General features: G+C 71.6%; 10 protein-coding genes. 4 read left to right on the top strand and 6 right to left on the bottom strand.

The window, feature by feature from the left end:
• Positions 1 to 11 precede the first annotated feature (11 nt).
• Positions 12 to 1,922, bottom strand: coding sequence for a hypothetical protein (locus tag ACFYVJ_RS27805; RefSeq protein ID WP_388896898.1), 1,911 nt, complete (start codon positions 1,920 to 1,922; stop codon positions 12 to 14).
• An 899-nt stretch (positions 1,923 to 2,821) separates the two neighbouring features.
• On the opposite strand from ACFYVJ_RS27805, the gene ACFYVJ_RS27800 reads away from it, so the two are divergent.
• On the top strand, positions 2,822 to 3,781 hold the full coding sequence (locus ACFYVJ_RS27800) for a glycoside hydrolase family 43 protein (protein ID WP_388896976.1): 960 nt from the start codon (positions 2,822 to 2,824) through the stop codon (positions 3,779 to 3,781).
• 65 nt (positions 3,782 to 3,846) lie between these two features.
• On the opposite strand, the gene ACFYVJ_RS27795 is transcribed toward ACFYVJ_RS27800, so the two are convergent.
• The gene (locus tag ACFYVJ_RS27795) at positions 3,847 to 4,233 is read right to left on the bottom strand and encodes a hypothetical protein (RefSeq protein ID WP_388896895.1); all 387 of its coding nucleotides are present in this window, start codon (positions 4,231 to 4,233) and stop codon (positions 3,847 to 3,849) included.
• Between the two features lie 8 nt (positions 4,234 to 4,241).
• Positions 4,242 to 4,751, bottom strand: a complete 510-nt coding sequence (locus ACFYVJ_RS27790; protein WP_388896893.1) for a SigE family RNA polymerase sigma factor — start codon at positions 4,749 to 4,751, stop codon at positions 4,242 to 4,244.
• Between the two features lie 193 nt (positions 4,752 to 4,944).
• Here ACFYVJ_RS27790 and ACFYVJ_RS27785 point away from each other — a divergent pair, with 193 nt between their 5' ends.
• From ACFYVJ_RS27785 to ACFYVJ_RS27775, 3 genes are all read left to right on the top strand, one after another.
• Complete coding sequence (locus tag ACFYVJ_RS27785; RefSeq protein ID WP_388896890.1) at positions 4,945 to 5,343, top strand: hypothetical protein; 399 nt, start codon at positions 4,945 to 4,947, stop codon at positions 5,341 to 5,343.
• 229 nt (positions 5,344 to 5,572) lie between these two features.
• Entirely contained in the window at positions 5,573 to 6,784 is a 1,212-nt protein-coding gene (locus ACFYVJ_RS27780) for a sulfatase-like hydrolase/transferase (RefSeq protein WP_388896888.1), read from the top strand.
• A complete protein-coding gene (locus ACFYVJ_RS27775) occupies positions 6,781 to 8,187 on the top strand; it encodes a sulfatase (protein ID WP_388896885.1) in 1,407 nt (468 codons plus the stop codon). The genes ACFYVJ_RS27780 and ACFYVJ_RS27775 overlap by 4 nt, the downstream gene beginning before the upstream one ends.
• Before the next feature lie 158 nt (positions 8,188 to 8,345).
• On the opposite strand, the gene ACFYVJ_RS27770 is transcribed toward ACFYVJ_RS27775, so the two are convergent.
• From ACFYVJ_RS27770 to ACFYVJ_RS27760, 3 genes are all read right to left on the bottom strand, one after another.
• Entirely contained in the window at positions 8,346 to 8,876 is a 531-nt protein-coding gene (locus ACFYVJ_RS27770) for a hypothetical protein (protein WP_388896882.1), read from the bottom strand.
• Positions 8,877 to 9,165: 289 nt separating this feature from the next.
• Positions 9,166 to 10,758, bottom strand: a complete 1,593-nt coding sequence (locus ACFYVJ_RS27765; protein ID WP_388896880.1) for a TROVE domain-containing protein — start codon at positions 10,756 to 10,758, stop codon at positions 9,166 to 9,168.
• Between the two features lie 634 nt (positions 10,759 to 11,392).
• The gene (locus ACFYVJ_RS27760; RefSeq protein WP_388896877.1) at positions 11,393 to 12,484 is read right to left on the bottom strand and encodes a glycoside hydrolase family 5 protein; all 1,092 of its coding nucleotides are present in this window, start codon (positions 12,482 to 12,484) and stop codon (positions 11,393 to 11,395) included.
• Between the last annotated feature and the right edge of the window lie 18 nt (positions 12,485 to 12,502).

Here is a 12,502-nt window from a genome sequence, read left to right as displayed (position 1 = left end):
TACGGCGGGCGTCAGCGGGCCCCGGGTGGCACGGGGAGGGCCGCGTCGCGGTCGAGTTGGAGCAAGGTCAGGACGAACAGGGAATCCGTCCAGCCGAGCGGGACGACCGACGCCGGGTTGCCGTCGTTGTCGACCTTCTCGGGCAGCTCGCCGAGGACGTTGCGCCTGGAGAGCACCCAGTCGAGCACGCGGCCGGCCTTCTCTCGCTCGCCGAGGCCCGCCCACGCCAGTCCGAAGAACGACGTGCTGGGTGTCCAGGTCGACGTGCCCCAGTTGTGGCCCGGGTCGTCGCCGGGGACGACACCGCCGTTCGGGCGCAGCAGAGCGTCGTAGGTGGAGTCGAGCGCGTCCGGCAGGTCGGAGGGCGCGGTGTTGAAGGGCGGTGCCATGAAGGCGGCCGCGCTGTCGCGGCCGTGCAGGCCGTCCACCGTGCGCTGGTAGCCGAGGGGGGCGAAGTGCTCGGCGATGGCGTCCGACAGCCTGCCTGCGGCCTCTGCCCAGGTCGCCGCGCGGTCGTCGTGGCCGAGGGCCCGGGCGAGGTCGGCCGCGGCGTTGAGGCCGCTGAGCAGCGGTGCGGCGGTTCCGATGTTCGGGGTATCGGTGCCGAGTTCCCAGTAGTCCGGGGAGGCCGGCGGCAGTCCGTCCCCGTCCAGGGTGCCGGCAGCGTAGTCGGCGGCCTTTTCGATCGCCGGGTACAGCTTGGCCAGGTCCGCGTCGCGGGTATTCCGCGGAGCGGCCTGGTACCACTGCCATGTGGACCAGGGAACCCAGCCGTTGGCGTCGAGCTGCCAATGCCGGTTGTCGGGCGGTCCCGCGCCGTCCAAGGTGGTACGCGCTTCCCAGGTGCCGTCCGGGCGCTGGGTGGAGGCGTTGTACGTCAGGATCCGGTACGCCTCCTCCGTGTGTCCCGTGTGTGCGAACGCCGCGGCGACGTAGCTGGAGTCGCGGGGCCACGAGTACGTCCAGATGGAGTACCAGGCGGCGGCGGAAGCCCCGTTGGGCTGGACGAGTGCTCTCATGGACAGCAAGGCCCGTGCCGCGGCCTTGCGTTGAGGACCCGTCTTGCCGGGAACGGTGCCGCGCTTCAGCCAGGCGCGCGACTCGCTGATCTGACGCCGTGCACCGGGGTCGTTCGCGCGCACCGTCACCGGCTCGGTCCCGCCCGCGGGCAGGTAGCGCCAGCGGCCGCTGGGGAGTCGCAGGACGTTGCTGTCCCGCACGTACTCGGAGCCGTACGCCTGCACGGGTGTGATGGCCTCCGTGGCCTTCCCGTTGGAGTACAAGCCCGCCGTGGAGGCGGCGAAGACGTGGTCGGGCACGGCGCGGTAGCACGCGTCCGGGTCGCCGCAGCCCTCGGCGCCGGTCGGGTTGATGAAGAAGGCGGTACGGGTGGTGTACGCCCGCCAGCCACCGAGCACCGGGAGGTCGTAGTTCCAGCTCGTGAGCGATCCCTCGACCGGTGACCTGGTGCCGTGCCAGGCGATCGCCTTGTTCTCCGTCGTGGTCGCCTGGGCGAACAGGTAGTAGGTCTTTCCGGGGGTGACGTCGACGCCGAGCGGGAAGTCGAGCCATGCCGCTCCGCCGCCGCCGAGCCGCGCGAGGTCCCGTGTGCTCGAAGAGATCGCGGACGCGGGATCCTCTCGCACCGTCCGGACCTCCACCGTGACGGTGCCCGAGGCGGCACGGCTCGCCAGGTAGAGGGAGGCCCTGTCCACCCGGCCGGCGGCCGTGGTGAACTCCTGGGCCGCGGCGTTGTTCGGGCTCTTGATGCTGAACAACGCGGTGTCGAAACGCGGTTGTCCGTCGTACGCGGGCACTGCGGCAGCCGCGTCACGGGGCCATCCCTGCGACGCCAGGAAGACCACCGCCAGGGCGAGCAGCGCTGCCCATCTGTGCAGGCGGCCGGGAGGGCGGGCCCTCACCGGCACGAGAGTCGAAGCACCGTGCACGATCAACCTCCAATTGTCGCCTGTGGCGCCCGAGTACCGCGATGGCGCCGGTGCCCTGACCTCCTGCTCGCTGGAACAGGCATCCGCACGTGCCCAAGTGCACTGGAGGGTCGCGAAACATGACAGACGCTGTGGTCTGGCCGCCTCCTTCTCCGGGCCGCCACGGCGTTGATGACGGCAGATACAGGGGAACTTGCCGGTGAAGTACGGCAAGATTGGACTACACCACTGCCCGACGAGGATGAACGTCTCGCCATGGACCGTCAAGCCTGCAAGGCGAGATTGCTCCAACGACGGCAAACGTCGAACGGCCAAACGAGTAGTTGGGGTCGGTCACGGAGCGACCGCCGCCGGGCCTGACGGTGCGGCAGGCCGGGCGGCGGCACTCCGGCAGGTCGAGCGAGGAGGCGCGGCATCGTCTTGCCGAGGTCCCCGCCGGAGCCCAACTCGACGGTTATCCGGCGGGTGCGGCCGCGGGCGGCGAGGGTGACGGAGACGGTCAGGCCGGGGGCCGGCCGGGGTTGGCGACGTTCACCGCGGCCGAACTGCCGGACTCATTGAGCATGCGAGAGCAGGCTGAACGAACCGCTGCGCGCCGGCTCGCAGTGGCCCGGTTGCGTTCCTTGACAGGTTTCCCCCGTCGCCGTGACAGTTGAGAGCGCTCTCCATGTGAGTCATGTACACACCAGGAGGACCTGATGCGCCCTTCCCGTTGGCTCGCCGGTGCCGTCCCGTTAGGGCTGATCGGCGTACTCGCTCTCGGACAAGCCGCCACCGCCGCCAAGCCCGGTGACGGACCCGCCGGCCCATCAGCTCAGGAGGCGGCGACGGCTGCGACGGCGGCGCCGCCGTCCACGCTCGGCCGTGCTCTGGTGGGCGGGGCCGACCCCAGCATCATCAAGGTGGGCAGCCTCTACGTCTCCGCCAAGTCGGTGGACGGCGGGATCGCGGTGCGGACGGCGTCCACGCCGGAGGCCGTGGCCACCGCCCCCAAGCATCAGGTGTGGCAGGACACCGGCAATCTGGGCGAGGTTTGGGCGCCGGAGATCGTCCATCACGACGGCCAGTACCGCATCTACTTCGCCGCCGGCCGCGGTGCGGCGCACCGGATGTACCACATCGGCTCCGCGAACCCGACCTCCGGCTACTCCGCGGCCGTCAAGGTGGCCCTGCCCGGCGACAAGTGGGCCATCGACGGGGTGCCGTTCACGTTCGGCGGGCAGCGCTGGTTCGTATGGTCGGGCTGGGCCGGCGACACCAACGTCGAACAGAACCTCTACGTCGCCCGGATGAGCGGCCCCACCGCCTCCACCGGCGGCCGCTACATCATCTCGCAGCCGCGTGAGCCGTGGGAGCGCGTGGTGGGCAACCCGTTCATCAACGAAGCGCCCCAGCCGATCGTCGACCCGAACGGCCAGTTGCACGTCGTCTACTCCGCGAACGGCAGTTGGAGCGACAAGTACTGCATCGCCGACCTGCGGCTGAGGGCCGGCGGCGATCCCACCTACGTCTGGGACTGGTACAAGAGCAACGGCTGCCTGTTCGGCTCGCATGCGCCGTCCATGATGTCCGGCTGGACACCGACGGTGAACGTCAACGGCCCCGGCCACCACACGTTCGTCCTTCCGCAGGGCGACGTCAACGCCGGCCCGCCCTCCGGCAACCGTTTCCCCACGATGTTCCACGCGGTGGCCAAGGGCACTCCGTACACATGGGCCAACCGCTTCTGGTACTCCGGGACGGCGGTCTGGTGGAGCAACACCACGTACCGGCGCGCCAACGTCCCTGGCAGTACGACCGACGTGGGCTACAGCCTGAAGTTCTTCGAGTAGACGTCAGGCCCTGCCGCGGCACCGCGGCCCAACCGGGCCCGGTGCCGTCGCCGGGGAGCACCGCCCTACTCGGAGTCGGTGGACGGGGAGCTCCCGGAGGACGGCACCCCCGGATGGTCGTCGTTCCCCGTCGGTGTGGGAATCCCGCTGGGGATCTCCGACGGAGGCTCGGACGGCGAGGGCGGCGTGGACGAAGCCGGTGGGCTGCTGGGCGGCGGGGTGGCGGGCCTGGAACGGTCCTCGGACCCCAGACCGGGAAGGCCGGCCGCGAGGCTGACGGCGAGGGCGGCCACCGCCAGCGCGCTCCCGGCGGCGGCCGCGGCCCGGCGGCGGCGGATCCGGCGGCCGCCGGCGACGGCCGCGTCGGTGACGCTGGGCATCGGCGGCGCCGTGGGGTCGTCCGCCATCGCCGCGAAGGCGCGGTGCAGGTCGGCGGATTCACTCTCGTCCATCTCCCGCCTCACCTTCCGTTCACCTCGTGGGCGGGGGTGCCGAGGAGCTGGCGCAGCCGGCGCAGCCCCCGCGCGCTCTGGCTCTTGACCGTTCCCGGGCTCACCCGGAGCGCTTCCGCGGTCTGCTCCACACTCCAGTCCTCCCAGAACCGCAGCACCAGCACCGCCCGGTACCGGGGCGGCAGTTCCCTCAGCGCGGACTGCATCACCAGCCGCAGTTCCTGGGTGGTCGGGGGCGCCTGGGGCGCCTCGGGCACGTCCTCCATCAGCTCCTCCCGCCAGGCCCGGCGGCGGAGCTGGTCGATGAAGACGCGGGTGAGGATCGTACGGGCGTACGCGTCCACATTGCCGTCCCGGCGGACCCGCCCCCAGGCCGCGTAGAGCTTCATGAGCGTGGTCTGGGTCAGGTCCTGGGCCTGGTGCCAGTCACCGCAGAGCAGGTACGCGCTGCGTCTGAGGTCCGCCTGCCGGGCCTCGGCGAACTCCCGGAACTCCCGCTCCCGTACCGCTTCCCTCACCCACCCCGCCCTTCGGATCACGACGCTTCTCACATTCCTCTACGTGAGCGGGCGGCGGGAGGTTGCACGCTGCCGGGCGGAAATTCTCCCGGACGGGCCGTGCAACCTGAGGCGTCCCCGCCCCCGTACTCCTCTCATGCAAGGGCTTCGGCGACGGCCGGGGCCGGTCGACCACCACGCATCAGGAGTCACCTTGACGACCCGTCATCCCAGGCGTCCGCGCCGACTGATCCTCACGGCAACCGCCGCGGGCGTCCTGGCCGTCGGCGGCCTGGGCGCCCTCGCCCACGCCACCACCGGCACCGAGAAGCCGGCCGGCGGCCCCGGCTCGCAGGAGTCCGCCGTGCCGAGCGAGGTGCCCGGCGAGCCGACGCCCGTCCCCTCGGACACCGAGACCCCGAGCGAGGCGCCCGGCGAGCCGGCGCTCGTCCCCTCCGACGCCGGGATTCCGAGCGAGATGCCGGAAGAGCCGACAGCCGTTCCCTCGGAGCCCCGCACTCCGAGCAAGGAGCCGGGGGAGCCGACGCCCGTCCCCGAAGAGACCGGCACTCCCACGCCTCTCGCGCCCGGCGAACCCTCCCCCGAGTGGTAGAGCCGGCCGTGCGGTGACCGCCGCGCCCCCGGTGACCGGAGTGGACCGGCCACCGGGGCGCCCTCGGTGCGGCGGGCGGTCATGCGGCAGTCGTACGGCCGGCGCCGAAGGCTCCGGCACTTTCGCCTCGCAGTGGAGAAAGTTCACTCTCCGGCCGTCAAAGGTGTTGGCTGCCCGACCGAAGCCTTCTATGGTCGACATGTTCCTGTCATGAGGAGAGAGGCGGGTCATGGTGCCACCGAACGTTGTCGTGGTTCTCGCGGACGACCTGGGCATCGGTGATCTCAGCCCGTACGGCTCGCGCCTCATCCGCACGCCCGCGATGACCCGGCTCGCGGCCGACGGTGTCGTCTGCGAGGCGATGTACGCCGCCGCCTCGACGGACACGCCGTCGCGGGCCGGCCTGCTCACCGGGCGCTACGGGGCGCGCTACGGCCTGCCCGCCTCCACCGGCCCCGGCACCGACGCCGGCCTGCCCCCGGACGCGGTCACCGTCGCGAAGGCGCTCGGGAGCGCGGGCTACGCCACCGGGCTGTTCGGTCAGTGGCGGCTCGGCACGCGGCCCGGCCGGCACCCGCTCGATCACGGCTTCGACCGCTTCGAGGGCACCCTGCACGGCACCGACGTCACGCCGCTGGCCTGGTACGAGGGGCGGAAGGCCGTCGTGGACGACGCCGACCCGGCGCAGTCCGCGCGCCGTCTCACCGACGCCGCCCTCGACTTCGTCGACGACCACCGCGACGGCCCGTTCCTCGCCGTCCTCTCCCACCTCGGACCGCACGCCCCCTACCGGGTCGAGCCCCGCTTCCACGGCGCGTCCGCCGCCGGTGCCTACGGCGACCTGGTCGAGCAGCTCGACCACTACCTCGGCGTGCTCCTGCGCCACCTCGACCGCAGGAGGCTGACCCGCCGGACGCTGGTGATCGTCACCAGCGACAACGGCCCGCGCTACGAGGGCCGCACCCAGGAACGGCGCGGCCGCAAACCCGAGGTCTTCGACGGCGGCGTCCGCGTCCCGTTCCTCGCCTCCTGGCCCTCCGTCACCCGCCGCACCCGCGACGAAACACCGCGCTCGCTGCTGGACCTGACGCCCTCGCTGTGCGCGCTCGCCGGGGTGGACCCGCCGGACGGCCTCGACGGCGAAGACATGTCCGCGCTGCTGACCGGCCGTCCCTCCCCCGTCCGGGGGCCCGTCTACCTCTTCTTCGACGAGTGGCTGAACGCCGTGCGCAGCGACCGCTGGAAGCTGCACGTCGCGTTCGGTGCCGGCAGGACCCCGTACATGCCGCAGTTGTTCGACGTCACGGCCGACGTCCGCGAGGCGTACAACGTGGCCGCCCTCCACCCCGGTGTCGTGGAGCGGCTGCGCGGGCCGTTGGAGGAGCTGCGCGACGACGTCGCCGCCGAGGCTGCGGCGCGGAAGGAGACGACGACCGTATGAGCGTCCACCCCGGCGAAGCCACTCCTACGGCTTCCTCCACGGCATCCGCCACCCGACGGACCATCCTGAAGGGCTCCGGCGCCATGGGCCTGGCCGCCGTCGCCGGCGTCACCACCGCCGCCCCCGCCCACGGCGAGGAGGCGGCCGCACCGAACGTCGTGATCGTCTACTGCGACGACCTCGGCTACGGCGACCCCGGCTGCTACGGCTCGCCGCTGGTGGACACGCCCGTCATCGACGGCATGGCGCGCCGCGGCATGCGCTTCACCGACTTCTACGCGGGCGCCCCCACCTGCACCCCGTCCCGCGCCGCGCTGCTGACCGGCTGCTACGCACCGCGCGTGAACCTCGCGACCGTGCTCTTCCCCGACCACACCAATGGGATGTCGTCGCGGGAGACGACGCTCGCCACGTACCTCAAGGGTGCGGGCTACGCGACGGCCCACATCGGCAAGTGGCACCTCGGCAACCCCGCCGTCGACCCCGGACTGCACCCCATGGAGCACGGCTTCGACCGCTACTTCGGTCTGCCGTACTCCAACGACATGGCGCCGCTGCCGCTCTACGACGACCGCGAGATCGTCGAACAGCCCCCGGAGCAGGCCGGCCTGACGCGGCGTTATGCGGAGGAGACCGTCTCCTTCATCCGCGCCCACGCCGACCGGCCGTTCTTCGTCTACCTCGCCATCACCCAACCGCACGAGCCCCTCGCCTCGGAGTTCGCGGGCCGCTCGGCGGCGGGTCCGCACGGCGACTCGGTGGAGGAGATCGACCACTACGTGGGCGTGCTGCTGGACGAACTCGACGCCCTCGGCGTCCGCGACAACACCTGCGTGATCTTCACCAGCGACAACGGGCCGTGGTACGTCGGCAGCGCCGGCGACCTCTACGGCCGCAAGGCCGAGACGTACGAGGGCGGCCAGCGGGTGCCGTTCGTGGTCGAGTGGCCCGCCGTCGTACCGGCCGGGGTCACCTACCGCCAGCCCACCTCTCTCGTGGACGTCCTCCCGACCCTCCTGGAGGCCGCGGGCGTCGAGCCCGACCCGGATCGCACCATCGACGGCCGCAGCATCCTGCGTGCCCTGGCCACCGGCCGCCGGATGGACCGCGGCGACCTCTTCTACTACGACGACCAGCGGACACCGTCCGTCGGCAACTGCAACGCCGTCCGGCGCGGCGACTGGAAGCTGCACGTGCGCCGCGTGCCCGGGCCGTACTTCACCGGCCGCGCCTTCTCCCCCACCGAGGAGCTGCCGCAGCTCTTCGACCTCGCCCGCGATCCCGGGGAGTGCTACGACCTCTCCCGGCACTACCCCGAACTCGTCACGACGCTCACGGCCCGCATCGAGGAGTTCGACGCCGCCCTCCGGGCGGACCACGCCGAGCGCTACGGCACCCCCTGACGCCGGCCGACGACCGCGTATGACCGCGCAGACAGGCCCCGCGCGGGGCGTTCACGCACCGGGGAGGCGCAGTGCGTCGGGTACGCGGGCTACTGGACCGGCGGAATGACCGGAACAGGTGCGCCATCGTTCGCGGCCCACGAATCCGGCGCAGGCCCTCACGCCTTCTCGATCGTGTAGGACACCTCGTACCGCCAGGAGGAGGCCCCGCCCGAGTCCCGGCTGCATGACCACTTCCGGCCGGCACCCGGCTTCAGGTCCTTGACCCGGACGTCCAGGGTGAGCTGCCCCAGTTTGTCGTCGGAGTCGAGTCTGCCGAAGACGGCATCCGCCGCCTTGGAGGCGGTGGATACGAGCAGTGAGCCCGACGGGAGGGGCAACGCCTTCACCGCGGTGGTGATCTTGCTGACCGCGTCCCCGCGCTTCTTCCAGTCGCCCTTGCCGTCTTGGTCGTACGCGGCGAGCCCGAGGTGGAGCGTATCCGCATCCGCGACGGAGCCGTCGAAGACCACGCGCTGGTCGGACGGGAACGCCAGATCCTGACCGTCCTTGATCTCCATGGGAGTGGTCAGAACCGTCTGGGTCTTTCCCCCCGCCACCGCGGCACCCGCAACGTAGAAGTCGTCGGCTCCGCTCTCGTCTTCGGTCTCGAAGCACTGGACGCGGTCAAGCGTGATCTTCAGATTCATGGCGCCCTTCCGATGCTGCCCGCTGGTGGTCTTCCGCGCACGGCAATTCCGATGAGGAGAAGGGGAGAGAGCCGCGCCCGCGGCCTGGTGACCCGAGGTTCTCCCGGCCCCGCGCGGGGGCGTTGCCCGACACGCGACCCGGCAGCCGGGGATCACCTGGCCGGGCGCCGTGACGAGCGGACCGGGCCTCGTGGGGTCGCACGGGGACTCCCGTGCGTCAGCGGCGCGCCTTCGGACAGCGGGAGAGGCCCCCGCCGCCCGGAGGCGACGGGGGCTTCTCGTCGTGCGGTCAGTTCTCCCAGGGCCAGCCGGTGGTGCGGTCGCGGCTGAGGAGGTCGATCATGCGGAACAGGGCGTCGCCGACGCCGGCGATCTCGTACCGGTGCGGCCGGGCGGTGTCGATCGACGCCTTGCCGTAGCCGGTGGTGTCGACGCCGAACATCGGCACCCCGGCCGGGATCGCCTCCGACACCGACGTCCTGCGGCGCAGGCCGCGGCCCGGGTACGCGAACGCCTGCATGTCCGAGACGATCACGACGCGGTCGTGGCCGTCGTACGTCCCGCGCAGCGCGGCGACGGTCTCGGTGCCGTGGCCGACCTCGCCGATGCGCTTGCAGAACTCCTCCGTCTGCCGCAGCACGCTGCCGCCCTTCGCCTGCGGGTGCCGGAACACGCCGTCGGCGAAGCCGACCAGGTCGACGTCGCAGCCCCGGGCGGCGAGCGCGGTGCCGAACAGCGCGCCGATGTCGACATGCCGCACCTGGCTCTTCGCCGACACCCGGTACTGCATCGACGCGGAGGTGTCGACGAGGACGAGGGTGCGCCCCGGCAGGGCCGGGATGTTCGCCGTCGACGCCGCCAGCGCCTGCTCCAGGGCGTGGCCCCAGCGCAGCGACGGCGCCGCCCGGTACGCGGACAGGAACCGGTACGGGAACTGCCGCGAGCGGCGCACCTGGTCCGGGTCCGACAGCTTCGCGGCCACCTGTGCGGCGACCTCGTCGGGCACGCCGGCCTCGTCGAAGTTCCGCAGGTTGCGGCAGAGCGCCATCAGCCCCATGTGCGGGATGATCGCCGTCCACGCCGCGGCGTCCATCGGCCCGAGGGACGACAGCTCCTCCCAGGTCATGCCCGCCTCCCGCAGCCGGCCGGGGTCCGCGAGGAACCACGCCCGGCGCTCGGCCCGCGGCATGGCCGCCGCGGCCCGGTACGCCGAGAGCACGGGCAGGCGCTCGGTGACGCGCACCGTGTCCCGCTTCCAGCGGCGGTCGGCGAGGTAGTCGAACAGGTCGGCCTGCCACGGCGCCGCCGGAGTGGGCTTGGCCAGGGTCACGACGTCGGCCAGGCGCCACCGCGCGTTGGCCCCGTCGTACTTCAGGGCGGCCCGCTCGGTGAACAGCCGCGCGGCGGCATCGCCGATGCCGCGCTGCACGCCGCCGGGCAGGGTCGCCTTGCCGGTGCGCTGCTTCCAGTAGGCGATGAACTCGGCCGGCTCGTCGGCGCGGAGCATCGCGGAGGCGACCATCTTCCGGACCGGGACGGCCGCTTCGGGGCCGGTGCCGCCGCGACGGGCGAGCGCGGACTCCGCGGCCATCACGATCGCCGCCGAGCGCATGTTCATCTCACCGCGCAGGTACGGCACGAAGGCGGCGACCCAGTCCGGGTCCTGCTTCGTCGCGGCATGCACGAGGTCGCGGAACCGCCGGTCCCGCTCCCCCGTGCCCTCGTAGAAGGCGCCCTCGCCGACCATGTTGACCGCGGCGAACAGGAAAAGGTCGCTCTTGGCGTCCCGGGTGAAGCCGGCGCCGCCCTCGAAGGTGTCGGTCGTGCCGGTCGTGGTCACCGGCGAGCCGGGGCCGGTGCGCGCGGAGGTGAACTTTCCCATCGCGGTCTCCCGAGGCTGGAGAAAAGGATTCCGGGCCGACGGACAGAATTGCACAGGCACCGCGAGTACCAGTCGCGTGAGCTACGTGGTGCTCTGGCCGCTGAGCTACGCCGGCCAGAAGCCGACGACGGGATTCGAACCCGCGACCTCCCCATGGAGAGTGGAAGTAGGCCCACACTGCGCTTCGCGGTGCCGTTTGCAATTGTCGACCCGGCCGCAAAGCGACCGGCAGCGGGGGGCGGCAGCCGGACACGGGAGACCGGCGAGTACGAGACGTGCGAAGCACAGGTGCTCTGCCGTTGAGCTACACCCGCGGTCAGGCGGGCGACAGGATTCGAACCTGCAACCTCCTCGTTCTCGAAACGAAGTATCTCCGCACTGCGCTTCGCCGGTCACCCGTATCCAGTTGTCGAAATCCCCGAAGAATGCTGCGAGTACCGGTCGCCCGGGGGCTCGTTATCCGGTGAATGGGAAGTAACCCCGGGCTTCGCTTCGCGGCGGACTCAACCGTAACAGCGCACGGCGGAAAGGGCCTTGGGATTTTTCGGGGGTCGCGTCCCGGCGGAGGGCCCGGCCCCGGGCCTCCCGCCGGGCGGGCTCCGCCGCCGGGGGCGGCGGAGCCTGTGTGCCGGGATCAGCCCTGCGCGGGCTGGTTGGCGGTCTTCTTGTCGGCCAGCCACTGCTTGATGAACTGGCCCTGGTGCTCACCGCCGAGCAGGTTCCAGTCGTGGTCGTACATCATGGGCTTCCAGTAGTTGCTGTAGGCCCACGCGACCCAACTGATCTCCGGGCGTGCGTCCAGGTACTGGCGCAGCGGCGTGCCCCAGCCCGACGTGGTGCCCTTGGTGACCGGGTCGGACCAGGGGCCTTCGGGGTTCCAGCCGAACTCGGTGAGGATCACCGGGATCTTCTTCGCGGCGTTGCCGAACTTCGCGTCGAGATTGGCGGCGGTCGCCGCGCCCTGGTTGGGGTAGAGGTGGTAGACGTACGCGATGTTCCCGCCGCTCACGGGGTCGGCGGCGGCCTGGTTGACGCGCGTGCTCCACTGCGGGCCGCCCATGAGGATGAGGTTCTTCGGGGCGGCGGCGCGGACCTTGTTCACGACGGGCTGGATGTAGCTCTTCCAGGTCGCCCAGGAGTCGGGGTTGATGGGCTCGTTGTAGACCTCGAAGATGACGTTCGGGATGTCCTTGTACTTCGGTGCGACGTACGACCAGAAGTCCAGGACGCGCTGTTGCGGCATGCCGCTCGTGCCGCCGTAGTCCTGCACCTTGTGCAGGTCCACGATGATGTAGACGCCGCGGGCGACGGCCTGCTGGACGTACGGGTCGATGTGCTGGCGGAAGTTCTCCTCCAGGCTGAGCGAGTCGTTGGGCGCCCATTCGGTGACGGGCAGCCGGATCACCTTGGAGTACCAGCCCAGGGCGGGGTCGGTGGCCCGGTTGACGAGCTCCGACATCGGCTTGGGGTTGCATGCGCTGCACTCGTTGTTGTGGCGCGGCCCGATCATCGATACGCCGCGCAGCGTGACGGGGTTGCCCGCCGCGTCCTTGATGCGGTTGCCCTCGGTCTTCAGCCACGGCACGGCCGCCTCGGGTGCGGCGCCCGCGGGCGCGGCGCTTTCGGGCGCCGGTCCGGCGGTGGCCTGTCCCGGGGCGATGACGGTGACGAGCACCGCCACCGCGGCGAGCAGGGCGAGCAGGAGTTTTCGTGCTTTTCTGTGCATGCGGCTCTCCTGGGAACG

This window comes from Streptomyces sp. NPDC004134 (assembly GCF_042874195.1).
Lineage (GTDB): Bacteria > Actinomycetota > Actinomycetes > Streptomycetales > Streptomycetaceae > Streptomyces.
Note: the sequence above shows the minus strand (reverse complement) of the source record. Positions and strands in the feature narration are given on the sequence as shown.